Below are 26,206 nucleotides of genomic sequence, written 5' to 3'. Positions count from 1 at the left end.
CGATGAAAAAAGTAAGCATTTTTCTAGGTCTTTGCATCGCGGGAATCACCGCCTATTATGTGTCGAACAAGCCACAAAAAGTTGACTACAGCACACAGATCAAACCCATCCTGAATAAGAATTGCATCTCGTGTCACGGAGGTGTCAAAAAGCAAGGTGGATTTAGTTTACTCTTTCAGGAGGAAGCGCTTGGAAAAACAGAATCAGGCAAACCGGCTATTATCCCGGGGCATCCGGAGCAATCCAGTTTTATCCAGCGACTGCACAGCAAAGACCCGGAAGAAAAAATGCCGTATCAGCGGCCTGCCTTGTCCGAAGAAGAAATTGAATTGCTAACAACTTGGGTCAAAGAAGGTGCCAATTGGGGCGAACACTGGGCGTATCAACCCTTGGAAGCTCCCCAAATCCCGGCGGGCAGTTGGTTCGAAAAAGCGCTATCCTGGGTAGGCATCCAGGCCTCTTGGGCACAAAATGACCTTGACTATTTTGTCCAAGCGGAACAGAAAAATCAGGGGCTCACGCATACAGATCGCGCGGAAAAAGCGGAGTTACTTCGCCGTGTTTATTTGGACTTGACGGGTCTACCACCGACCGCGGCGGATTACCAAGCATTTGAACAAGATGATTCAGGTGATGCATTTGAAAAGCAGGTGGACCAACTTTTAAAATCCCCGCATTTTGGAGAAAAGTGGGCAGCAATGTGGATGGACTTGGCGCGGTATGCGGATACGAAAGGCTATGAAAAAGATGAGGCGCGCAGCATTTGGAAATACCGAGATTATGTCATCGCATCCTTCAATCAAAATAAGCCGTATGACCAGTTCATCAAAGAACAATTAGCAGGTGATCTCCTACCAAATCCACAGGAAAACGACTATGTCGCCACGGCCTTTCACCGGAATACAACCAATAACGATGAAGGTGGAACGGAGGATGAAGAATTTCGTACAGCGGCGATTTTAGACCGCGTCAATACGACGTGGGAAGTGCTCCAAGGAACAAGTTTCAGTTGTGTACAATGCCACTCACATCCCTATGATCCGATCCGCCATGAGGACTATTACCGTTACATGGCCCTCTTCAATAATTCGCGGGATGAAGACATTCCCGACGATGCGCCTACCTACAGACACCATACGCCGGCCAACGAAAAAACGATTGCGCAGTTGAAATCGTTCTTGGTCAATCAACCTCTAGCTACCCAAAAAGAATGGGGCCAAATGATTCGATTTGTGGAGCCTAAAATTCATCCGCATTGGGCAGATCAATTTGAAAATGGGGCCTTGGCCGACAATAAATATTTAGCGATTCGGAACAAGGGATCCGCGCGCTTTAAGGCGGTACCGATGATGGGCAAAACCAAGATGCTTATCGCTTGCCGTAATTCAGGTCCAGCGCCTACCTATGTGAATATACATCAAGGAACAAAAACGGGACCAGTCATCGCCCGCATCAAATTAGACACAACGCTGCAGGAAAAATATGCGAAACCTAAAGGCCAATTTGTCAAAGGTTGGGCGTACACGTTTGTTGACCTACCCGCCTTACCTGGTAAACAAGATCTTGTATGGGAATTTCTAAATGCCAAAACCAAGCCAGAGCAGACGACAGCAACGATCGGTTTTTGGGCCATGTTGCCGGATGTCCCTTCCCAATTAAAATCCACCGATTTTGAAAAACTCGCCTTACAGGCAATCGCAACCGAACCTGAAATTACAACCCCCGTGATGCTTGAAAACCCTGGAAACTTTACGCGTACTACACGTGTATTTACCCGTGGATCATGGCTCAATCAAGGTGCGGCAGTTAGCCCGGGAATTCCGTCACTTTTTGGAAATGCTTCAATGACTAATCGCCTCGATTTAGCCGCTTGGATTGGAAGCAAAAGCAACCCATTAACTGCTCGTGTCGCAGTAAATCGATTCTGGGAACAGCTCTTCGGCATAGGAATAGTGGAGACATTGGAGGACTTAGGAAGCCAAGGGCTCGCACCTGTAAACCAGGCATTATTGGATCATTTGGCCTATAAATTTCAAGTAGATTTTAAGTACCGCCCGAAGGAGTTTTTAAAGTATGTGGTGATGTCGGCGAGCTACCAACAGTCGGCAATCGTAGACGCATCAACCCGCGAAAAAGACCCCAATAATCGGTACATCACCCGTGGACCTCGGGTTCGATTAAGCCCGGAGCAATTGCGCGATCAGGCCTTGCTTTGGTCAGGATTGCTGAGTCGAAAATTAGGCGGGCCGAGTGTGATGCCCGAGCAACCTGATGGCGTTTGGAACGCACCTTACAGTGGCATGCAGTGGAAAAAAAGCGATGGCGAAGATCAGTGGAGGCGCTCATTATATACCTATTGGCGGCGCAGTAGTCCGTACCCAACAATGGTGACCTTTGATGCAGGGGCGCGCGATATTTGTCTTTCGCGGCGGATCCGAACCAATACGCCTATGCAAGCACTGAACACGCTGAACGATCCGGTATTCCTAGAGGCATCACAATTTTTTGCTCGTAAGTACCCTGAAAATGGGCTTAAATTTATTCAAAAAGGATATGCAGATTTGTTTGGGCGAGCGATTTCTAAACCAAAAGCAGAAAAATTGAATGCCTTTTACAGCCAAACATTAGCCTATTACCAGGCACATCCAAAGGAGACATTGGCATTTTTAAAACTTTGTTCAGATAACGAAGTGCCGCGGCAACCGGCCAACTTAGTTGCGAAGACCTTAGTGGCAAATGCCCTATTTAATATTGATGAAAGTGTGAATAAACCTTAATGACATGAACTCACGTAGAGACTTTTTGAAATCCAGTTCCGTACTTCTTGGTACCAGCATGTTAACCTCCAACACCATGAAAAAAATAGCACCCAAAGTAGGTGAAATCACCTTGGGCCACGGCTCATTTAAATACAAAGTAGTTCCCAATTGGGGAATTTTGGACGCCGGGAAAAACCCTGTCAATGACTGCCATGAGATGGTGGAAGATGCCAAAGGCCGACTGTTCATGCTCACCAACGAAGTCAAAAATAACGTCCTTATTTACGATAAATCAGGCAAATTGCTGGACTCGTGGGGCCACACTTATCCAGGCGCGCACGGCTTAACCATCTTAAACGAAGGCGGCGAACAGTTTTTATTGATCTGCGATAATACCCGCCATCAGGTGATTAAAACCGATCTAAAAGGAAAAGAAATATTCAAAATCGAATACCCGAAAGAGACGGGGGTATACGATCATCCACACCAATTTGTTCCAACGGAAACGGCGGTGAATCCAAAGAATGGAGACATCTATGTGGCGGATGGATATGGTGCCAATTACATCATTCAATACAATTCGAAGGGCCAGTACATCCGTCATTTTGGTGGCTATACCTCCGTGTATGACGATAATAAATTCAATTGCTGCCATGGGGTTTTGGTGGACACACGCAATCCGAATAACTGGACCTTATTAGTGACGGACCGCGTGAATAACAGCTTGAAAAGATTCACCTTAGACGGTAAATTCATCACACGGTATCACTATCCCGGCTCGTTTATTTGTCGGCCTGTTTTACATGGCGACTACATCCTTGCCGCTTGTTTCCGTAGCACGGATGCTTCTTGGGCAGGTTCGGGTTACATCCAAATTTTAGACAAGAACATGAAGGTCGTTTCGACTCCGGGTGGATCCGAGCCTGTTTACCAAAATGGCGTTTTGCAGAAGCAAGTCAAAGACGACGAGCACAAAGTGTTTATCCATCCACATGATGTGTACGCGGATTCCGATGAAAATATCTACGTGCCGCAGTGGGCCTCGGGAAAAACCTATCCGATCAAATTAGAACGTATTGGCTAGATGATCATCGCGGAGGCAGGCCAGTCATGGCTCATTTTTTGGGGACATTTCCATCCGATGCTGGTGCATTTGCCCATCGGCATGTTCTTCATTGCTGGGATTTTGCATTTCTTCTCCAAGCAAGCCTCGGATATACCTGAAATTATTATCCGCATTTTAATCTGGACCACCGCGTTTTCAATTCTCTCGGCGACCATGGGTTGGGGATTAGCACAATCCGGCGAATATGATTCGGACGCCTTGCAAATTCACCAATGGCTCGGGATTTTTACCTGTGTTTTGGCGGCTGGATTAACCTTTGCGATGCGCGCAGGTTTGGCGAGACGTCCGACCAATTTGCTGTTTATCATAAGTTTGAGTTTCCTGACAATCACCGGGCATTACGGCGGAAATTTAACGCACGGGTCAGATTATTTGACCGCAAGTTTACCTGCTTCGGCACGCAGCATGCTGGGGATGAAAGAAGTCGAGGTTGAAAATAACGTGGTTGAAAAAATTGCCAACCTACCTGAGGCGATTGTCTATACCCAGCTTGTCAAGCCGGTGCTTACCCAAAAATGTACCTCCTGCCACAACGACCAAAAACAGAAAGGGAAACTACGCTTAGATACCCCAGAATTTATCTTACGAGGTGGGGAAGATGGTCCTATCCTCGTCGCGGGAAAACCCCTCGATAGCGAACTCATTAAACGACTTTTACTGGACGCGAGTGATGAACACCACATGCCACCAAAAGGCAAAACGGCGCTGACCGATAATGAAATTGCCTTGCTGCATTGGTGGGTACAACATGGTGCTGATTTCACCAAAAAAGTAGCGCAACTTCCTGTGGATGACAAGATAAAACCTGTACTTGCTTCCTATGCAAACGGGGAGACCTCAAGTGAATCTCCGGTATTTAAAAAATCGGTTGACGCACCTAATGAGTCCGACCTAGCCCGCATTCGCACACATGGAATCCTCGCTAATCCCATCGCAAAAGATCACGCTTTGATTGAAGTAAATGCCATCAACGCTCCCCAAGTAACGAGCAAAGAACTGGCGGATTTACGTGCCATTCAAGCGCAGATTATCCGACTGAAATTAGGTAATACACGCATGAGTGGAGATTTTTTAAAGGAAATCGGAGCGATGTCCCTGCTTATTTTACTCGATTTGAATCACACAAAAATTGCTGATAGCGATCTCGATAACCTGAAAAACCTGGCCTATTTGGAATCATTGAATTTGGTAGGAACCCCAATCGGCGATCGTGGCTTAGCCCATCTCGCCAACATAAAATCGCTGAAACGTGTCTATTTGTGGCAAACTCGGGTGACCGAAAAGGGCGTAAGTCAGCTCCAGAAAATGAGGCCAGACCTGGCCATTCAATCCGGGTTCAAGGGGCGATGGCCGCTCGAAGTAGACAGCACAAAATTAACGCTGGCTAAATAGCAATTTTCAAAGAAAAAATTTAATCGTATATTAACAGCTTAATTAGAATTTCCGTACATGGTTTTCTTTCTGAAGCGTTCTTGGCTCATCCTAATCCTGGCTGTTGGAGGTATTTTCACCTACACCCGCTGCACGGAAACGCAAGCACAGGAGACCGCGATGCCGGATGTCATTGATTATAACTACCACATTCGTCCCATCTTTTCCGATCGCTGTTTTAAGTGCCATGGGCCGGATGCCAACAAGCGTAAGGCGGGACTTCGCTTAGACACACCGGAAGGTGCGTATGCCGCGTTCAAGGATAATCCATCCATGCATGCCATCGTTCCAGGCCATCCAGAATCATCCGATGCTTTTCAGCGCCTAATTACCAAAGACACTTCCCTGCTTATGCCTACGCCAAGTTCCCACTTGAACGTGTCAAAACATGAAATAGACTTGATCGAAAAATGGATCAAACAGGGGGCCGTTTACAAGCCGCATTGGGCTTTCATCAAACCCGTGAAATCGACTTTGCCGGATGCAGATGAGGACTGGGTACGTAATCCGATCGACTATTTTGTGTATGCAAAAATGGCGGAGAAATCATTGAAGCCTAGCCCGGAAGCCAGCAAAGAACAGCTACTCAAACGTGTTTGCCTCGACCTAACTGGTTTGCCACCGAGCCTCGATATGCAGGATCGCTTTCTGAAAGATGACAGCCCGCAAGCCTACGAAAAGATTGTGAATGAGTTGCTGAGCAGCAAACATTACGGCGAAAAGATGTCGGTGCAATGGTTGGATTTAGCTCGATACGCAGACTCCCACGGATATCAAGATGATGGCCTGCGCACGATGTGGCCATGGCGAGATTGGGTAATTCATGCATTTAATTCCAATTATTCCTATGCCAAATTTGTTACTTGGCAATTAGCCGGCGACTTAATGCCGCGGCCTTCGAAAGAAATGTTGCTCGCCACCGGATTCAATCGCAATCATAAGATTACGCAAGAAGGCGGGGTTATCGACGAGGAGTACCGTGTGGAATATGTGAATGATCGAACGAACACCTTTTCAAAATCCTTCCTCGCGCTGACCTTTGAATGTGCCCGTTGCCACGATCATAAATACGATCCTATTTCACAAAAGGATTATTACAGCACTTACGCTTTCTTCAACCAGGTGCCTGAAAAAGGTTTGTTTGGAACCATCGATGCATCCTTCGCGGATCCGCCCAACATGACCATTACTACCAAGGATGTGCAATCCATCTTGAAATTTATTCACAAAAAAGATACCGCTTCCGTCGACGTGATGGTCATGGCGGATTCGAGTAAGCGCCGGCCAACCTATGTGTTGTCACGCGGTAATTACGACATGCCGGGACCCGAAGTGGGCGTCGGAATTCCTAAAAGTATTTTACCTTACTCTTCCTCGAAATTTGGGCAGAATAGGCTCGGTTTGGCCCGTTGGCTCATTGATCCTCAGAATCCTCTCACTTCCCGTGTATTTGTGAATCGGATGTGGGCCCAGATTTTCGGTCGAGGCATTGTGAAGACAGTCGGTGATTTTGGGATGCAAGGCGAACTGCCTACCCACCCAGAACTATTAGATTGGTTGGCCGTCGACTTCCAAAGTCACGGTTGGAACATTAAGCGCTTGGTGAAACAAATGGTGATGTCGGCCACGTACCAACAAGCCTCCACGGTGACAGCCGCAGCCCAACAAGTTGACCCGGAAAATATTTATTTATCGCGCATGTCGCGGATTCGCATTCCGGCAGAACAGATTCGAGATCAGGTGTTGGCATCTGCTGGTATTTTAAATGGGGAAATAGGCGGACCAAGCGTGAAGACCTACCAGCCTAAAGGCCTGTGGGAAGTGGCCACTTCGGGTCGGGGTTCATTAATGAATTACATCCAAGATCACAACCAAGATTTGTATCGCCGCGGGATGTATGTGTTTATCAAACGTACGGTTCCTCCGCCCACCATGTTGATTTTCGATGCAAGTAATCGCGATCAATGCGAGGTGCAACGCGGTCGAACGAATACACCATTACAGGCTTTGGTGATGATGAATGATCCGCACGTATTGGAAAGTTCACGTGTTTTGGCAAGCCAATTTTCACGCGAAAAAGGAAGCATTGACGAGAAATTAACGCGGGCGTTTAGACGTATTGTTTGTCGGGCCCCGAACGAAAAAGAACTCGCCATGCTGAAAAAATATTATGCAGAAGAGCAGGCTTCTTGTACGCAAAACCCGAAGAAAGTTCAGAAGCTGATGAAGATTGGGGAGTACAAACAAGACAAAGCAGCGGTTACGGGATCTACGGCAGCGATGATGCTGACGATCCAATTAATCTATAACATGGAGGAGGCCATCATGCGCGTTTAATATGGAAAATGAATTCTTTAAAAATCGACTGAATATAACGCGCCGACATTTCTTTGGTCAGGCGGCTGCGGGTATAGGCGGATTAGCCTTAGGCTCATTACTCGTACCCGATTTATTCAAAGGTGATGCCTCCGCTCAGTCGTTACCCTTAGGCGTCGCACACTTTGCGCCCAAAGCGAAGCGAGTTATTTACCTCTGTCAGAACGGAGCGCCTTCGCAATACGAAAGTTTTGATTATAAGCCTATGCTGAATAAAATGGCAGGGCAGGATTTGCCGGATTCGATTCGCGGGACCCAACGGCTCACCGGGATGACGGCATCCCAAGATAAATTCCCGCTGGTAGGGTCATATTATAATTTCAAACAACACGGGAAATCAGGGACTTACATCAGCGAAATATTCCCACACATCGGCTCGATTGCAGATGATATTTGTGTGATTCGCACGATGAGTACGGATGCGATTAATCACGATCCGGCTTTGACCTTTTTACAAACGGGAGCCCAGGTAGGTAATCGCCCAAGCATGGGTGCCTGGATGTCGTATGGCTTAGGAAGTGAGAACAAAAACTTGCCCGCATTTTGCGTGTTGCTTTCACGGGGACGCGGAAATGGCCAGGGAGTTTATTCGAAGCTTTGGACGAATGGATTTTTAGATTCGACGCATCAAGGTGTGGTGTTCAGTAGTTCAGAAGATCCAATTTTATACCTGAATGATTCGGATGGAATCGATAAGGCTGGTCGGCGCAGAATGCTCGACCAACTCGCCGAGTTAAATCATGAAGGCTTTGCGGAAAACAAAGACCCGGAAGTAGAGGCCAAAGTACAGCAATATGAAATGGCCTACCGCATGCAAACGGCGGTTCCGGAATTAACGGATTTATCCAAAGAACCAGATCATATTATCAAAATGTATGGACCGGAATGTTTGGTTCCGGGAACCTATGCGGCCAACGTATTATTGGCGCGGAAACTCTCCGAATCAGGCGTTCGTTTCGTGCAAATTTATCACCAAGGTTGGGATTCGCATGGCAACTTGCCCAAAGAAATGGCGATGCAAGCCGAAGATGTGGATAGGTCATCGGCAGCTTTAATCACCGACTTGAAACAGCGGGGATTGTTGGACGAAACACTTGTGATTTGGGGCGGCGAATTTGGCCGGACAAATTATTGCCAAGGAAAATATACCGTTGACAACTATGGCCGCGATCACCACCCGCGCGCTTACAGTATTTTCATGGCTGGCGGTGGCGTGAAGGCGGGAACGGTTTATGGCGAGACAGATGAATTGGGCTATAATGTGGTGAAAGATCCGGTACACATTCATGATTTTCATGCGACGGTGCAGCATTTAATGGGCATTAATCACGAGCAATTGACCTACAAACATTTAGGTAGACGTTACCGCTTAACGGATATTGCAGGCAATGTTTTACCAGGATTAATCGCGTAATGGGGAAGGTCGAAAAGATAGGGAATTTGATTTTATGGAGTCTTCAAGGCTTCCTCATTTTCCTCTTGATTTTCCAGTCAAGCTTCGCTTTACCCCTCGCGGGAATCGGGCATTTACATCCCTTGATTTTACATATGCCTATCGGGTTTGGGGTACTGTTACTCGGGCTTTTTGGCATAAAAAAACACCTCGCTTCCTTCGAAGTTTTAGCGGAATTCTTACTCCTAATCACCGCTATCTTTTCAACCTTAACGGCCATTTTTGGCTTGTTTTTAGCCAAAGATGGAGGCTATGAAACGAGCGCGTTAGACTGGCATCAGTGGTCGGGAGTCGCCGTGTCATTTGTGTATTTTATTTGGGTATTAGTACGCAAAAATCTTATCGTCGGAGCCGCGCTCGGATTTATTGCCTTAATCTTTGCTGGACATACGGGAGCGAGTATTACGCATGGCGAAGACTACTTACGCTTCGGTACACAGGCCACAGAAATTACATCCGAAAGTGTGGTGTTTGAAGACATCGTCCAGCCGATTTTAAAAGCCAAATGCGAGTCGTGTCATAATGATCAAAAAACAAAAGGTGCGCTCAAAATGAACAGCATTGCGAACCTGATGAAGGGCGGGAAACATGGCCCAATCTGGAAAGCAGGTGATGCGCTGAATAGTCATTTGGTCCAACGAATCAAATTACCCATGAACGCGAAGGAGCACATGCCTCCGCTGGGGAAAGCGCAATTGACGCCGGATGAAATTACCATCTTGACTTTATGGGTAAAAGAAGGCGCATCCTTTGAAAAGAAGTTAGGGGATTTTAGCCCTGATTTTCAGAAGCTGATTCGGCCCGCTGAACTAAAAGCTGAAACTAAAGTTTACGATTTTGCTGCTGCGTCAGAGTCAACGCTTGCGTCTGTGAACACTCCTTATTGTACGGTGTATCCAATCGCCAATGAGTCCCCGGCATTACAGGCAGATTTTTATGTGGCCGCGAAATTTGATCCTAAAACCCTTTCAGATTTAGCGCAGGTTAGTGAGCAATTGGTAGGCTTGCAACTCTCCAAAATGCCCATTAAAAATGCAGATGTAAATCTCGTTTCCAAGTTTGTCAATCTTGAAAAATTGAACCTGAATTTCACATCGGTTGACGATGCGGGACTGGAGCAATTGGGAGGATTAAATTCATTAGAGCAATTAGCTATTTCGGGAACTAAAACAGGCCGTTCCTCCTTAACCAAGCTTCTACCCAAACTGCCGGCATTGAAACAAATTCACGTGTGGAGCACGAACCTTTCTGCGGGAGATTTAACAGCCTTGCGCAAGCAATTTCCAAAAGTGTCATTTGATGCAGGTTATATCCCGAAGGAAGAAACTTTGCAAATCAATCCGCCGATTTTGGTAAATGAAAATTTGATTTTAAAACCGGGTGAAAAACTTACGTTTAAACATACGTTACGTGATGTGTTGTTCCGGTATACGTTGAACGATTCCTTACCCGATAGCTTACAAAGTCCATCAACAAAAGGGTCGATTGCCATCACGAATTTTGCGAAGGTCCGCATCTTGGCCACAAAGGATGGTTGGCGCGCCAGCAAGCCCATCGACGTTCGTGTCTACAAATCACAATTTATCCCAGCGCGCATGGATCTACTATCCAAACCTGATCCCAAATATCCAGCCGCAGGCGGATCGAGTTTAATGGATTTTGTGATCGGAGCACGCGAGGTGAAAGGAGTTCCTAATTTTACGTGGTTGGGATTTAAAGAGGCCGACTTAGATGTGATCGCGACGTTTGAAAAATCGACTTCGGTTCATGGGGTAACCCTTTCGTATTTGGAGAAAACGGATTCGGATGTGTTTCCTCCCGTGAAGGTGGAGGTTTGGGGTGGAGAATCGCCTGATAAAATGCGTTTGATTACTAGCGTAAAGCCGGTACAACCTAAAGAGAAAAGTGGTTATTCAGCACGAGGCATTAACATCCCCATACCTGCTAATCCAGCCAAATATTACCGCATCAAAGCGGAGCGCTTGAAAAGACTCCCGGCCTTTGTGGATAACAAGGGAAAGGGTGCTTGGCTTCGGGTGGATGAGTTATTGTTTTACTAGATTATTGCAATCGTAAAATTTGTTTTGAACTAAGTGCGCGATTAAATATAGCCAATCCACCTATTTGGCCTTTAAAAAAATTGCCCATCCCCCTTTTCAGTAAAACCGCACCCACGGTGAAATCGGATCCATTGTTTCCCATTCCCGTTGGAAAATAATAGGGGTTTTTTGACTGGATTAACCCCGTCGGGTAACCCTCAAAACCTTTGGTATTTAAAATCAATTCTTTTTCTCGCGCGATGAATATTCCATTTACATAGGAGCGGATGTATTGGCCATCATAGCTAAATGCAATGCAGGTCCACGTATTAGGCGGCACCTCCTGCGAACTGGCGGAATAGTCAATCGAATAGGGAAATGGGGGTGTCGGTTTTCCTGTTGTAGAAATATGACCGCACACCTGATTTTTACCATTGTAATGGGGTAGCGATACAAACAAACCATATTGTCGCTTGCCACCATCTTGGTATTCGTTCCACATGCCGCCTACAAAACCGGTTTGCTCTCCTGTCCATTTAACCCAAGCGATAACGGTTATTCCTTGACCTGGACCGGAGATATTTAGTTCACCTACGTGTGCATTCGCTAAGGCGAGATATGCCTCATTCCCAAATACAGCTGAATAACCGCTCAATGGCCCCTGTTCTGCGCGGGGAATGTTTCCATTCATTTCGCTTAGTGAAAAACCACCCCTCAAAGACGTACGAGGTTGGCCCGCCGATTCTTTAAAGTCCCACAAAGCCACCAGGTTTTTTGTATGAAGGATTTTAGAAACGAGCTTGGGTTGTTGGGCATATATTTGTGTCCAAATACCTACACACAACACACTAATAATTGCTTTTAAATTCATGCGTAAATAGGCCAACTAATCATCAATGCATCTTCCCCTTTTCCGTGAGTAAGGCATACGCCTCATCCCAAGTAGGAATCGTCTCCGACTCATAACCATAGGTAGGTCCTGTGGCAATTTGCTTAAAAACCTTCATGGCTTTAAGGTGTGCGCCACTTCGCAAATACGTCAACATGAGTTCGCGACTCTCCCAAGCCGTAATCGTGCATTGATATTCATGCATTTTTTTAACCTCGCAATGCAGATTACCTTCCGCAGTTTGGGCCTGTCGGAAAGATGGAATGGCCAAAACCCAAAAGCGTAAATAGGATATGAAGCCGTTGGGCTTTAAGCCCGTAAGTGATATATACATACTTATTGTTTTTTAAACATGGCATTTGTTGAGTTCCCGTTGGACATTAAATATGCCATCAGGTCCTTTAATTCTTCTGCATTTAAGCTATTAATCAGCCCTGGTAACATGATTGAAACGGGAGAATACTTCGCTGAAATGACATTTTTCTTCCAAACCTTTTCGACCTGATCTGGCGCATACGGATTTTGGGATACATAGAAAGCCGTTTTATCTTGATTCGTTAATCGGCCTATGACCGAGGTGCCATTACGCAACATAAATTGCGTTGCCGCGTATTGATCCGAAACGGTTTTGTTGGGGTTAATGATGGCTTCCAACATATCCTTTTTCGAGAATCGAGTTCCTAAGTTAGATAGATCAGGACCAATATTTCCACCACCTTCACTCCCGATAGCATGGCAACGAATACAGGTCGTTGCCGCAAACATAGATTTCCCGTTTTCAAAATCTCGGCCTTCCAATGGTGCATCCAATAATGCCACGGCCTCCTCTAATTTCCATGATTTTCCAGGACCTTTCGGGTAGTTGATGGAGGCCATATCGTTTCCATTTGCCGTTACTAAATCCGCTCCGCCCAGTTTATTGTAATAATTCTTTTGGGATTCAGGGACATTCTTAAGGGCCAACTTCCTTGCGCGGTCGATGAAACCCACGTAGCTACGACCCCCTGAAAATTCAAAGGATTTCTTAAACCAAGAGAAGTATTGCGCGTGCAATTCGGGCGTCCAATTTTTGCGTGCCGCAGATAGCACCACCGCCATGTAGGTTTGTTGGGCCGGAGGCATCTTCTCCAACATCTTCGCGATGTCCGTTCCATATTCAGGATTCCGCATAATCAAATCAGCAGAAGACGTAGCCGACTCCACCCGGTAGGCCGTCGCACTCGCCGTGTCTTTGGTCTGCATGATTTTCAAGGTACGCTCAATCACCTTGGGTGCTTCGAGTGGAATTAAAAGTCGACTCAACGCTCTGTCCAGATTCATGTTATTTGCTGGAAATCGGGCATCAAATTGCGCGATAATTTGAGCTGAAATTTTGTCGTCAGGCATACCCAAACGCAACATCGCTAATTCATATGCTCGAAATAAATCAAGCAGCTGTGCCTGCGAAAATGAGCGATGATTGATCGCCAAAAGCGCCCCATAAATTGCCGTTTTAAATTCAGGCTTGCTTTGTCGGATCAGGCCAACCAGTGCTTGGGTAGCTGTGACGGGATCCTTTTCTTGGTAGGCTTTATCCTTCCACGTTTGGGCGGGTTGGTGTTCCAAAGCAAGTCGAGCCGCATAGCGAATAAATCGATCCGGATGTTTCAAATATGGCCAAACAAAAGATACGGCACGCGGATCAGGCCCTTGGTGAAACTGTTCAATTTGACGTCTTAACTGATTTAAAGAATTGGGAGTAGCGACTACCGATTTAGTGGTTTCCGCGGGACCCACATACGAAACACGGTACAAATCAGATTCAAGTCGGCGACCGCCTGTCAAAAAATACAAAGCCCCGTCAGGTCCTACAACCCCATCCGTTAGGGGCAATGGAATTCCGGAGAAGAACTCTTCGCGGTCGGCCGTAAAAGTAGACCCAGCAGGTTTTAATTTAATGACGTGTGCGATTCCAAAAGTCCAGTCAAATGCTAATAGGGATTGGCGGTATTTGGCGGGGAATTTTGAATCCTGCAACGATACGAGGTTCGTGGGAGACCCTTGGCCAATGTTCAAAACAGGCGGCAAATTATCTGGGTAGGTAGGCGACCATTTGCTATTTCCAGTTCTCCAACCAAACTCACTTCCACTGGTCGCATGGCAGATACGCGTAGGGCGATACCAAGGTAAACCAAAGTCCCATTCCATATCCGCGTCATACACAAAAAGATCTCCCGTTTCATTGAAAGCGATGTCAAAAGCATTGCGATATCCCGCGCTAACAAGTTCCCATTTCTTGCCTTCTGGATCAATATTGGCGATCCAGCCACCCGGTGCATAGCGGTCATTCGCATGTCCACGCGGATCTTTGATCAATGGAAAAATATTGTCTTCCTGCCAGTTATTTGGTAATCGATAGGCATCCATCGGAGGGACATCCGTGTGATTACCCGAGATTAAAAAAATGGATTTTTTATCTGGCGACAAAATAATGCTGTGCGGTCCGTGTTCGCCGTCCCCTTTGAATTCTTTGAGCAAGGTAATTTTGTCAAATTGGTCGTCGCCATCCAAATCTTGTAAGCGGTAAAGACCACTTCCGCGCATACCTGAATTAGGTTTGACGCGGGCGTTCACCATCACATATAGGCTTCGAAATGCATAAAGCAAGCCATGTGCATTCCCAATACCCAAAGTATCAGTGCCTTTGCCAACTTTCAATTTTTCTACTTGCGGTTTGCTTGTTGATCCTAGGGCAGGTACGGTCACTCGAAAAAGGCCTCCATATTGATCAGAACAGATTAATCGGCCACGGTCATCGAAAGTCATGGAAACCCAAGAGCCAATTTGCGCATCGGAGGGGCTAATCAGATGCTCCAACTTAAATCCGGGCTGAAGCCGAATTTTATCTACTTTGGAATTTGTACCTTCCACATGTGCTGGTTCTATACGAAATATGAGCTGATAACTTGTGCTGGCGAGTAATAGGAAAAGGATTACTGCCCCGAAATAGGTACGCGTTCGTTTCATAGGATCAGGTTTGTCGGCCTATTTACTTGGCCGATTCGTAAAAATAAATGTACAAAAACTAGCCTTAAAATTCGCTTACCCACGCACAGAAATCAGGATACATCCCTATAAAGGCTTGACAGACATATCGTTGCAAGATAAATTTCTATATATTTACCGAAACCTATTTAATTCCCAATGAAGAACTTACACCTTGGAATCCTCCTGCTTTTGATTCCCTTTCTTGGATTTTCACAATCCAAAATCAAACCTGAAAATGCGCTAAAAAGTTACTTATCGAATAGCGACCAAAACTATACGTGGGAGCTAAAAGATTCGGCCAATATTGGTAGTGCGAAAGCCTATCAGGTATTATTGACCTCCCAAAAATGGCGCGGAATTATGTGGAGACATCAGCTTACGATTATCGTTCCATCGACTGTTCAATATGATGGCGCCCTGCTTTTCATCACGGGCGGAAGCAATAAAGATGAGCAACCAAACTGGAGTAAAGAAGATAAATTATGGCCCATCTTAAATGCCATCGCATCCAAGAATAAAGCGGTGGTTGCTTTAATTAAACAAGTTCCAAACCAGCCGCTTTATGATGGCAAAACAGAAGATGAGCTAATTACGCATACCCTCAATGAGTTCCGAAAAGATAAAGATTACACGTGGCCACTGCTCTTCCCGATGGTGAAATCCGCAGTGCGCTGCATGGATGCTGTTCAGGAATTTGTCGCACAAAAATCAAAGCATAAAGTAGCCAATTTTGTAATTGCTGGCGCTTCGAAACGCGGATGGACAACTTGGCTTTCGAGCGCAATCGACGATAAGCGGGTGAAGGCCATTGGCCCCATGGTGATTGACATGTTGAACATGCCCAAAACACTCAGCTACCAATTTGAGACCTATGGCGAATACAGTGATCAAATTGAAGATTATGTCAAAATAGGCATCCCGCAAAGCACCTCCAGTCCGGATGGAAAAGCGATCACGGCGATGATTGATCCATATTCGTATAAGGAAAAACTAACCGTTCCGAAGATGATATTTGTGGGAACGAACGACCCTTACTGGACAGCTGATGCGATCAAACATTATTTCGATCAAATACCTGGTAAAAATTTAATCCACTATGTGCCGAATGCGGGACATGATTTGGCTGGAGGAAAACAGGCATTGGAAGGACTAAGTGCGTTCTTTGGCTTAACGCTTCAGAATAAAGAATATCCGGTGAGTACCTGGGCTGTGAATAAAACCGCAGAGGGATTTGAGCTCGCAGTTCAGGCAAATCCGAACGATTTAGTGGAGGCCGCTATTTGGGCGACGACTTCGGCAGATCGGGATTTCAGAAATAATTTATGGTTAACGCGTCGGGTAAAATATGAGGGGTCAACGGTCAAGTATACGATTCCGTTTGTGAAAAAAGGATACCAAGCTTTTTACATGGATTTAAAATATAAGGACCCGAACGGAGGAACCTATACCGTCAGCACGCGGCTATTTACAACGGATACCGAAAAAGTATTGTAAGTTTTTGGGGCAAGATTTTGCCCCAAAATTACAAGCTGTTCAGTGGTCGCAAGTTGATTCTAACCTATGAATTCAGCACACTTAAATGCCATTAAATAAAATGGTAAATAAGCCCATTTATTACGGGACATATTTCAAAATCTCCCTTTCAAATATCAATTACTTAATCGTAAGGATACACAAATTCCCTTGAGAAATATTATTTAAATTAATTCTAAATAGTGTTGCACAATTGCTTCGGCCTACTTACATTTGTGCACTATTTAAAATTAGTCTAAATAAAATTTACATGAAAAATCCACTATTAGCGCTCGCAATACTGCTTTATTTCCCATCTCTTGGGCAATTGGGTTCTATTTTAGGACAAGTTTCAACAGAATCAAAAGAGGCACTCCCTGGAGCTTCCGTGGTACTTGTAGGAACAGTTAGAGGGGTTGAAACGAATGGGAAAGGCTATTATATCCTGAAAGGCTTAAAGGCAGGTCAATATACAGTTAAGGTCAGCTTTGTAGGCTATAAACCGAGCATACAAGAAGTTGTAATCAAAGAAGGTGAACAACGCGAAGTTAACTTTAGCCTAAGCGATGTAACCGAACTACAAGGTGTCTCTGTCTTTGCGCAATCAGGTATTAAAGGCAATACATTTTTACCTCAAGTAAACGATTTTACCATCACCGCTGGGAAGAAAAATGAGGTTATTGTACTTGACAACCTTCAGGCGAATTTAGCTATGAATAACTCGCGTCAAATTTTCTCACGAACGCCCGGAATCTCCGTGTGGGAAAATGATGGATCAGGCATTCAACTAGGGGTGGCCTCTAGGGGGCTTTCGCCAAATCGCTCATGGGAATTTAATGTCCGCATGGATGGTTACGATATCACACCAGATCCCATGGGCTACCCAGAAGCCTATTATACCCCACCTATGGAAGTTGTTGATCGAATCGAAATCATTCGCGGGGCAAGTTCCTTACAATATGGTCCGCAATTTGGTGGGTTAATGAATTTCATCTTACGTAAACCAGATCTGTCAACGAAACTAGTCGTAGAAAGCCAAAATACCACTGGAAATAATGGGCTATTCAGTTCTTTCAATTATGTGGGAGGTACGTCAGGCCGACTGTCCTACACGGCTTACTATCAAAAAAGACAAGGTAATGGGTGGCGCCAAAACTCCCAATTCAACACGGATCATACACATGGCGAGATTTCCTATGCTATATCCAACAAACTAAAAGTTGGGGCACAATTGACCTACATGCAGGCAGTAAGCCAACAAGCCGGGGGCTTAACGGATACGGAATTTGCCCAAAATTCCCAACAAAGCAAGCGGGCGCGTAACTGGTTTAGTACTCCATGGTTTATTTATGCCCTTACTGCTGACTATATCATCAATACAAACTCAAAGCTTAGCATGAAGTACTTTGGAACCACCGCTGAGCGAAATTCCGTTGGATTTATGAGAGCCATCACGGAAGTTGATCCTAAAGGAAATCGCCAAGTAGACCGTGATCTATACCAAACCAATGGTGCCGAAATGCGCTACTTACTTGACTATCGCATCGGCTCATGGAAGAATACCGTTGCTTCAGGTCTCCGATACTTTCATGGTGAAATGCAGCGAAAGTTAGTGGGAATCGGAACGTCAAATAATGACCTCGATTTATCCATACAAGGCTTATATAATCGAGACTTATTATTCACAAATAGCAATTATGCTACATTTGCCGAAACCATTTTACGGCCAACTGAAACCTTAGCTTTAACATTTGGCGCGCGGTTAGAAAAAATTGACACGCGCATGGAAGGCCAATCAGGGTTGAGCGCCGCAGGTCAACCGATTGCTGTTACGCCGGAAAGTCGAGGTAGATCCTTTGTTTTATTTGGTGCAGGTGCTGAATATAAACTTAGTCCAAATACGAAATTGTACAGTAATATTGCGCAGGCCTATCGCCCTGTCTTGTCATCAGACCTACTGCCCCCTGCGACTACGGATGTCATTGATCCCAATTTATCAGATGCAAAAGGCTATAACTTTGACATCGGATACCGAGGTGAGGTTGGGAATTACCTGACTTTTGATATCGATTATTTTTACCTTGACTATGCAAACCGCGTAGGTACCATTTCACAACAAGCCAGCGATGGGAGAATTTTTCAATACCGCACAAATCTAGGCCATTCCGTTTCAAAAGGGGCCGAGGCGTATATTGAATTTAGTCCCACCACCGCTTGGCTAAAGCATCAACGCTTTGGAAACATTTCCGTATTTGCGTCAATAGCAGCCATTCGCGCACGTTATTTGAACTTCAAAACCACTTCGGTCATTAATGGCAAAATTGTCGAAGGAAACCTAGCTGGCAAGCACGTAGAAAATGCCCCGGACAAAATCAATCGCTATGGAATTACCTATTCCAAAAAAGGCCTATCGGTCAGTTGGCAAATCAGCGACATCGGCCAAGCCTTCGCCGATGCGAGCAACACCATAACGCCAAACGCTGCTGCAACAACAGGCCTTATCCCAGGATATCAGGTTCAAGATATATCGGGAAGTTTTAAATTTAAAAAATACGCCCAACTGAAGTTTGGTGTAAATAATATAACGGATACGCGCTATTTTACGAGAAGGTCAGGAGGCTATCCAGGCCCGGGAATTTTACCTGCTGATGGTCGCACATGGTATGTGGGACTAAATCTAAAGTTTATCAAATAAAAAATGGCATCACGTGGTTTTATTCCTACGTGATGCCATTTCCTATTGTAAGCGGCATATTACCAATAAATCGGACCCTTGCCTAAATACTTCTCGGCAATCGGCATGTAATACGATTTTAACTCTTCATAAACGGGCACGACCGGCGATTTAGTATATAAATCATATTTGTTGAAATCATGAATCCATTCCAAATATTGCTCATCTTTGGCGGTCATAAACTGGCGGTAGCTACCGCCCGAATGCCATGGATAAAACGAGTGATAGCGAATCATCGCCATCCCTGCTTCCGGAATTTTATTATCTGCATGGTTCGTTAATACTTGGTACAAATACTCATCATGTCCCCAAGCCAAATGCAAATTATCCAAACCACAACCAGCCTCGTAAACTCCTAATTCCGTGTTATACCGACTGTCTTGCATGTCGGGATTCAGGGCATTAAATTCGGGGTAAACACACGAATCAGGAAGCTTGCAACCTACGACAAAAACATCGCCAACTAAGCCCCATTGCTCCGCTTGAGATGTTCCGTCTTCATCGGAACCAAACAAGTACATGGCCTTGCCCAGGTCGTGAATTAAGCCAACTAATTGCATCCAATCCGGGCGACCTTCAGCGCGTAAGCCCTCTGCTGATTGCAACAAGTGAATGATGTTCGGTAGGTTTAAATCTGGATCAGAAACGTCCACCAAGACATTCAATCGCTCCATCATTTCCCATAAATCCATGGGATGATCAAAGGTTAAATATTTTTTCTTCATACGTAACACGTACTCATAAGTCTGACGTGAACGCATTTTACGATAATGCTCTTTTACTGCTGCCGTAATATCCCCTTGTTCGTAATTCCGAAATTCAGCTTTTTCTTTTGTTGTAATTTCCATGCTGCAAATTAATAAAACACCGTATAAAGGGCCGCTAGTATGCCCATAATTAAAATTGATATAATGGCAAATTGGCTGCTGACTTTAAAGTCGGCTCGTTCCACTTCCAGCCCTTTCGGGTTATTCACACTGGAACGATCTGCCAAAGAAATCAAGACCATCAAGGCCACCAAAATCACATATACCCAGGAGGTTACATGTAAAAATGGGATTGGATTTCCGCCGATAAATGTATGCAAATTCTTGAATAAAACCACCAATGGAATGGACGCTACTGCTGCTACAATCGCGGCAGTGGAAGTTGTCCGTTTCCAAAATAATCCCAAAGAGAACAAGGCAAAAGCCCCTGGCGTTAGGTAATTAGAATACTCTTGAATGAATTGATAGGCTTGTTCAAGCTGGCGTAATTGCGGCGCAATCAACAACGCAATTCCAAAAGATACCCAAATCGCAATCCGACCAACCCATACCGTTTGGGCTTCAGAGGCATTTGGATTCAAAGATTTTTTGTAAATATCCAAGCTGAAAATGGTCGAAATACTATTGCTTTTCCCGGCTAACGAAGCAACGATTGCAGCCGTTAATGCCGCAAAAGAAAGTCCTTTTAAACCGGCAGGAAGGAGGTTCATCAGCGTCGGATAAGAATGATCCGGCTTTACCACGCCAGCCAAGGACATCTCGTTTTGGTATAAACCATTTTGGTATAATACATACATCGCAATACCCGGAATCACACAAATCAGCGGCATCAATAACTTTAAAAATGCGGCAAACAAAATACCTGAACGTGCGGTAGGCAAATCAGCGCCCAAGGTCCTTTGGACTATATACTGATTACATCCCCAATAGTTCAAGTTGTTGATCCACATTCCTCCAAACAAAATCGCAAAGCCTGGGAGTGCATCGTAATACTTATCCCCTTCAGAAAAAATCATGTGAAAATGGTCGTCGGCCTGCGTCCGCAATTCCATTAATCCGCCAAAAACGCCTCCGCTATTAAAGTGATCCGAGACTTTATCAAGGGCCAAATACGTTACCACTAAACCGCCAACAATGAGGACGATTACCTGAATAAAATCGGTATATCCGATCACCTTCATCCCTCCCAACGTAATAAAAATGGCAAAGATGGCTAAGCCAATCATTGCATATAAAAAGGGAATCGACGTAATGCTTTCAATCGCCAAAGCCCCCAAATATAGAATAGAAGTCAGGTTGACAAATACGTAAAGCAATAACCAAAAAACCGCCATGATGGTCGCCACCGTGTTGTTATAACGTTGTGCCAAAAACTGCGGCATGGTATAAATCTTATTCTTCAAGAAGATGGGAATAAAGAACACGGCCACGATGACTAATGCCGCAGCCGACATCCATTCATAAGATGAGATGGCTAAGCCAATGGCAAATCCAGAACCCGACATCCCAATGAAGTGTTCGGCTGATATATTAGAAGCTAAAAGTGATGCCCCAATGGCCCACCAAGTGAGGGAGCCCTCCGCGAGAAAAAAGTCTTTGGTAGAAACTTCCGCTTTCTTTTTGCGCTGGTAAATCCAATACCCATAACTCGTAACAGAAACGAAATAAAGTAGGAATACAACGTAGTCAAGCGTTTGTAATTGTTTCATAGATTTGAATAGGTCCTCGTTTTTCAAACTTACGGAAATTCAATTAAATATGGTTTTTAAACGAAAATATTTAATTGATCAATCTATTCTTTGAAGATAAGGTGAGACTCGCTTGTTTCTCCCTCATAATCTGTATTAAACATGAACGCGATAATCAACTGAATAAATTCGGATTAAGTTGTTGGACAAATTGAGAGATGGCATTCTGGTCTACATCCGTCATGTGCCCTACTCGAAACAATACAGGTAATTGGCTGTAATTTTCAATGAATGACTCCGTTGCCGGATTGGGTTCTCCATTAATTACGATGCCGGCAATGGGAATTTTTCGATGCTTTAAAGCCTCAATCGAAAGGATTGTGTGATTGATGCTGCCTAAATAATTCCTTGAGACTAGGATAACGGGGATTTTTAGTTGGTGGATTAGGTCCAACATCAAATCTTGATCATTTAATGGAACCATGAGTCCACCTGCACCCTCAACAATTAAATGATTAGACGTTTGGGGTAAAGTAAAATCCGAAAGCTGGATTTGAACTCCATCCAAGGCTGCCGAGGCATGCGGAGAAAGCGGAGCATTTAGCCGATGACGTTCGGGATGAAAGAAAGATTTCTCGTTGGAAATTAACGATTGCACTTTCATCGTATCGGTCCAATGCAAATCCCCTGACTGTACCGGCTTCCAATAATCCGCTTGAAGGTATTCTGTTAAAATAGAAGAAACGACGGTCTTCCCAATTTCTGTTCCTATTCCTGTGATAAAAAACTGCATAATCTATTTATCTAATTTTGGCGAATTTTAATCTTTTCCCTGTTTTCTCCGTCATGAATTGCCCATCTTGATAACAAAGCAAACCACTCACGAAAGTTCGTTTAATTTCATGCTGGAAGGTCCGTCCTACTACGGGGGCCCATCCACATTTATAATGAAGGGATTCCGTACTTGCCGTCCAAGGCTTCGAAGAAGCTACTTCGACAAGGTCAGCAAAATACCCTTCTCGAATGTAGCCGCGATCTACCATTCGGTAGCAATCGGCCACGCGGTGGCTGGTTTTATCAACCAAAGTAGTAAGGGATAGTTCGCCGCGGCCAACAAGCTCGAAAAGCATTAATAAAGCATGTTGTACCAGGGGTGCCCCTGATTTAATTTGCAGGTAATTCCCGTTCTTTTCTTCTAGACTATGCGGAGCATGGTCAGTGGCAATAAGGTCAATCCGCCCATCTTCCAATGCTTTCAATAATTCCAACCGGTCTGCCTCTGACTTTACCGATGGGTTCCACATGATTTTACTTCCTAGCGATGCATAATCGGCATCTGAAAAACATAAATGATGAATACATGCCTCCGCAGTCACTCGTTTCTCGGTAATCGGTCCAGGGCTAAACAATTTTGCTTCCGCACCGGTCGAAATATGAAAAAAATGCAAGCGATTATTGTATTTTTTTTGAATCGATAAGACGCGTTTTGTAGCTACTTCACAAGCTTCACTCGTTCGAATAGCAGGATGAAATTCCACAGGAATATTTTCGCCATATTTTTCTTGAAAATGAGTTAAATTCCTCCGAATGATGGAATCATCCTCACTATGTAAGGCAACTAATGTTTCGGCTCGGGCAAATAATTTTTCAAGGTATTCAGGATTGTTGGCAAGAATTTCTTGTTTTTCAAGGTAAAGCCCATCATCGGTAATACCACAAACGCTTTCATTGTCAACGCGTAGTGCTTCCTCTAAGTTGGCAGCGGTGACACCCATAAAAAAGGAATAATTTGCCAAGGATTTTTGAGCGGCCAACTGGTATTTTTCTTCCAATAAATCTCGAGTGAGTGTATTGGGAATGGTGTTGGGCATATCCATAAAGGAGGTAATTCCCCCAGCAACAGCAGCTCTAGATTCACTCTGAATATCTGCCTTGTAAGTTAAGCCTGGGTCACGAAAGTGTACTTGATCGTCAATCATTCCAGGAATAAGGTGATTCCCATGGAGGTCGATGACTGCAGCGTTTGGCTCTGAAATCCAAGGTGCAATTCGTTCGATTCTTTCACCAGAAACAAGTACATCTGCTTGAATTGTTTGCCCTTCGTTTACGATGAGGGCGTTGGTAATTAGGTATTTTTTCATTTGGTTGCTGCGCGATCTAAACGATCATTTATTGTAACGCCCAAATCATGGGCAGGAAGTCGTTCGACAATAATTAAATCAAGGCCCATCCGGTCCATGGTATGTAAAGTAGCAAAAAGGTTTTTAGCGGCAATTTCAAGATCCCCTGTGGGTGATAAAACAAGATTTACATCTACTTGGAGGCTTTTAATCTTTACAGCTTTATACCAAAGTATCCCTATTTTTTTATGCTTAACCGCGCTCAACATAAACAAAGGTTCATAGGTTACAATCAATTCACATGAAGGAGCATAATGTTTTTTATGTTGGCCTGGAAGCGTTGCATCAGCCGACGGTGAAGTACGGTTTAATATGCGACCTACTTGCGCTTCAATAGCTTCAATTGAAATGGCGCCATGGCGAAGTAAAACGACCTCATCACCTTCAAATCCCACAATAGTTGATTCAACCCCTGCTTTACATGCACCTCCGTCTAAGGTATAAATCGAAGGAAAATATCCATCCACATGTTCCGCTGTGGTTGGGCTGATTCGATTAAATGGATTGGCGCTTGGCGCAACTAAGGGAAAATCCAATTGATTCAATAAACTCAAGGTCGTAGGGTGGTTCGGAACACGGATGGCGACATTCGGTTGATTTGCCGTGACTAGTTGGCTTACCGACTTATTCTTTGGTAAAATCAGTGTCAAGGGTCCTGGCCAAAATACTTGTGCTAATTGTTCTGCTTTTTCTGGAAAGTGATTCACCAAGGCTCGGGCATGACTAAGTGAAGCAACATGTACAATAAGTGGGTTTGAGGTAGGTCTGTTTTTAGTCTCAAATATAGCAGATACAGCATTTGAATTGAAAACATTAGCCGCCAAACCATAGACGGTTTCAGTAGGCAAGCCAATAAGGTCTCCTTGTATTAAGCGTTCACGAATAATTGATAGGTCAGAGGTAATCATCTTAATTATGGGTTACAATGGAAACAATACATGGGGTCTTCTTTTAACAAAGCCCGACTCGGAGGCCTTTTCTCCAAATATAAACAAGATTGACAAGAATAAATCTCAGTCATTATACTATGAGTGGGCATATCACAGCAAGCACAAGGAAGTCCTCTTTCAAATGCGGTAACTCGAAATCCTGGTGTGCTACATTGGGGACAAGGCGTTTTAATTTGCTGAAGAAGTTCTTCAGTCAAATCATTAATCACCCCCATCCTAGTAGGGTTGTGCATAGCACGCATGTCCGTTTCAATGTGGCATTGTTTAAATCGTTGAAGAAAATCTTCAACCGTTTTGCGCAACACAAATTCATCATGAAGCCCTTTGACACATTCTGTTGCATCAGTCGCATTTTTCTTAACTATTAAGCCATGACTGGGAAATTTTGATTGAGCTAAAAAAGCATCTAATTGGTCCAGTGAACTTACATCAATGTGAGCATAATTGGTTCGAGTCTCCAGCTTTCTTACGAGAAATTCCCATTGATTTTTACTATCGATCAGGAGTAACATTTCCTCATGCCCATGAACAAATGGAATACTGGGATGAGCTCCAAAAGATCCCTCTGAGGCAATTGCCAAATCTGTCGAGGTAATATCCATGGCCATGTGGCATTTCTTCCTAGCGGTTTCAAGCGGGCTATCAATTCTTTCTACCTCGCCGGAAAAGGTACCCAATTGATCCGTGTCTAACTCATCAGGAACCAAACAAATCAATCCCAACTCCTGCATGAGATGCGGGGCGATAACCTGCTCTTTGGCATGTTTTGTAGCAATTGCGATACGACGCCCTGAAAACAATCCTTTATCCATGAATTACTTGTAAGAAAAGGGGCATTCCTATGGTAATATTAAATGGGAACGTTACACCAAGAGCCATGGGAATAAAAATACCAGGATCAGCTTTCGGGGCAACAAGGCGCATGGCTGCAGGCACAGCAATGTACGACGCACTCGCCGCTAAGATAGCAAAAATGAGTCGATTGGCCTCATTTGTCGTCACAAACTGACTAATATAAGATGTAAAAACACCGTTGAATAAAGGGACTAAAATAGCAAAACAGATTAAAAATGCCCCTTGTTTTTTGAATGCAGCAAATCGACTAGCGGCTACCATACCCATATCCAATAAATAGATAGCCAAAAATCCTTTAAAAATATCTGAAGTAAAGTGTTTAATACCCTCAGATTGATTAGAGTCTGAAATGAAACCAATGAGTAGGCTTCCGAAAATCATTAACACGCTTCCGTTGGTTAAGGAATGCTTCAAGGCAGA

Annotated in this window: 18 protein-coding genes; 8 read left to right on the top strand and 10 right to left on the bottom strand. The window is 44.5% G+C overall.

Going from position 1 to position 26,206, the window contains the following annotated elements; all coding sequences use genetic code 11:
- The first annotated feature begins 2 nt into the window (after positions 1 to 2).
- The 6 genes from ACIQZ2_RS09235 to ACIQZ2_RS09210 are packed head-to-tail and all read left to right on the top strand — an operon-like array spanning position 3 to position 11,205.
- Positions 3 to 2,777 (top strand): DUF1553 domain-containing protein, encoded by a 2,775-nt coding sequence (locus ACIQZ2_RS09235; RefSeq protein WP_395768568.1) that lies wholly within the window; start codon positions 3 to 5, stop codon positions 2,775 to 2,777.
- A gap of 4 nt (positions 2,778 to 2,781) precedes the next feature.
- Positions 2,782 to 3,843, top strand: a complete 1,062-nt coding sequence (locus tag ACIQZ2_RS09230) for a 6-bladed beta-propeller (protein WP_395768567.1) — start codon at positions 2,782 to 2,784, stop codon at positions 3,841 to 3,843.
- Positions 3,844 to 5,277 (top strand): c-type cytochrome domain-containing protein, encoded by a 1,434-nt coding sequence (locus tag ACIQZ2_RS09225; protein WP_395768566.1) that lies wholly within the window; start codon positions 3,844 to 3,846, stop codon positions 5,275 to 5,277. It begins immediately after the preceding gene.
- A gap of 57 nt (positions 5,278 to 5,334) precedes the next feature.
- The gene (locus ACIQZ2_RS09220; RefSeq protein ID WP_395768565.1) at positions 5,335 to 7,653 is read left to right on the top strand and encodes a PSD1 and planctomycete cytochrome C domain-containing protein; all 2,319 of its coding nucleotides are present in this window, start codon (positions 5,335 to 5,337) and stop codon (positions 7,651 to 7,653) included.
- 1 nt (position 7,654) lies between these two features.
- Positions 7,655 to 9,106 carry a DUF1501 domain-containing protein gene (locus ACIQZ2_RS09215; protein WP_395768564.1) on the top strand — a complete coding sequence of 484 codons (1,452 nt, stop codon included), beginning with the start codon at positions 7,655 to 7,657 and terminating at the stop codon, positions 9,104 to 9,106.
- On the top strand, positions 9,106 to 11,205 hold the full coding sequence (locus tag ACIQZ2_RS09210) for a c-type cytochrome domain-containing protein (RefSeq protein ID WP_395768563.1): 2,100 nt from the start codon (positions 9,106 to 9,108) through the stop codon (positions 11,203 to 11,205). Before ACIQZ2_RS09215 ends, ACIQZ2_RS09210 begins: the two co-directional genes overlap by 1 nt.
- 1 nt (position 11,206) lies before the next feature.
- On the opposite strand, the gene ACIQZ2_RS09205 is transcribed toward ACIQZ2_RS09210, so the two are convergent.
- The 3 genes from ACIQZ2_RS09205 to ACIQZ2_RS09195 are packed head-to-tail and all read right to left on the bottom strand — an operon-like array spanning position 11,207 to position 15,079.
- Positions 11,207 to 12,055: a LamG domain-containing protein gene (locus ACIQZ2_RS09205; RefSeq protein ID WP_395768562.1), complete on the bottom strand. Its 849-nt coding sequence runs from the start codon at positions 12,053 to 12,055 to the stop codon at positions 11,207 to 11,209.
- A gap of 22 nt (positions 12,056 to 12,077) precedes the next feature.
- Positions 12,078 to 12,407, bottom strand: coding sequence for a hypothetical protein (locus ACIQZ2_RS09200; protein ID WP_395768561.1), 330 nt, complete (start codon positions 12,405 to 12,407; stop codon positions 12,078 to 12,080).
- Between the two features lie 2 nt (positions 12,408 to 12,409).
- Positions 12,410 to 15,079 (bottom strand): c-type cytochrome, encoded by a 2,670-nt coding sequence (locus ACIQZ2_RS09195; protein WP_395768560.1) that lies wholly within the window; start codon positions 15,077 to 15,079, stop codon positions 12,410 to 12,412.
- A 177-nt stretch (positions 15,080 to 15,256) separates the two neighbouring features.
- On the opposite strand from ACIQZ2_RS09195, the gene ACIQZ2_RS09190 reads away from it, so the two are divergent.
- Together ACIQZ2_RS09190 and ACIQZ2_RS09185 are read left to right on the top strand one after the other, a co-directional pair.
- Positions 15,257 to 16,594 carry a PhoPQ-activated pathogenicity-related family protein gene (locus ACIQZ2_RS09190; RefSeq protein WP_395768559.1) on the top strand — a complete coding sequence of 446 codons (1,338 nt, stop codon included), beginning with the start codon at positions 15,257 to 15,259 and terminating at the stop codon, positions 16,592 to 16,594.
- A gap of 289 nt (positions 16,595 to 16,883) precedes the next feature.
- Entirely contained in the window at positions 16,884 to 19,307 is a 2,424-nt protein-coding gene (locus ACIQZ2_RS09185; RefSeq protein WP_395768558.1) for a TonB-dependent receptor domain-containing protein, read from the top strand.
- 59 nt (positions 19,308 to 19,366) lie between these two features.
- Here the strand turns inward: ACIQZ2_RS09185 and ACIQZ2_RS09180 are convergent, their stop codons facing one another.
- The 7 genes from ACIQZ2_RS09180 to ACIQZ2_RS09150 all read right to left on the bottom strand — a co-directional run.
- A complete protein-coding gene (locus ACIQZ2_RS09180) occupies positions 19,367 to 20,194 on the bottom strand; it encodes an inositol oxygenase family protein (RefSeq protein WP_395768557.1) in 828 nt (275 codons plus the stop codon).
- An 8-nt stretch (positions 20,195 to 20,202) separates the two neighbouring features.
- Positions 20,203 to 21,822 carry a sodium/solute symporter gene (locus ACIQZ2_RS09175; protein WP_395768556.1) on the bottom strand — a complete coding sequence of 540 codons (1,620 nt, stop codon included), beginning with the start codon at positions 21,820 to 21,822 and terminating at the stop codon, positions 20,203 to 20,205.
- Positions 21,823 to 21,976: 154 nt separating this feature from the next.
- Positions 21,977 to 22,594, bottom strand: coding sequence for a dethiobiotin synthase (gene bioD / locus ACIQZ2_RS09170; RefSeq protein ID WP_395768555.1), 618 nt, complete (start codon positions 22,592 to 22,594; stop codon positions 21,977 to 21,979).
- Between the two features lie 7 nt (positions 22,595 to 22,601).
- Positions 22,602 to 23,942 (bottom strand): dihydroorotase, encoded by a 1,341-nt coding sequence (locus tag ACIQZ2_RS09165; protein ID WP_395768554.1) that lies wholly within the window; start codon positions 23,940 to 23,942, stop codon positions 22,602 to 22,604.
- A complete protein-coding gene (locus tag ACIQZ2_RS09160) occupies positions 23,939 to 24,889 on the bottom strand; it encodes an L-threonylcarbamoyladenylate synthase (protein ID WP_395768553.1) in 951 nt (316 codons plus the stop codon). The genes ACIQZ2_RS09165 and ACIQZ2_RS09160 overlap by 4 nt, the downstream gene beginning before the upstream one ends.
- Before the next feature lie 5 nt (positions 24,890 to 24,894).
- A complete protein-coding gene (locus ACIQZ2_RS09155; RefSeq protein WP_395768552.1) occupies positions 24,895 to 25,743 on the bottom strand; it encodes a DUF6671 family protein in 849 nt (282 codons plus the stop codon).
- On the bottom strand, positions 25,736 to 26,206 hold a 471-nt coding region (locus ACIQZ2_RS09150; RefSeq protein WP_395768551.1), incomplete at its 5' end, for a sodium-dependent bicarbonate transport family permease. The genes ACIQZ2_RS09155 and ACIQZ2_RS09150, both read right to left, overlap by 8 nt.

Origin of the sequence: Aquirufa sp. (assembly GCF_044342065.1) — a bacterium.
In the GTDB taxonomy this organism is placed as follows: domain Bacteria; phylum Bacteroidota; class Bacteroidia; order Cytophagales; family Spirosomataceae; genus Aquirufa.
Note: the sequence above shows the minus strand (reverse complement) of the source record. Positions and strands in the feature narration are given on the sequence as shown.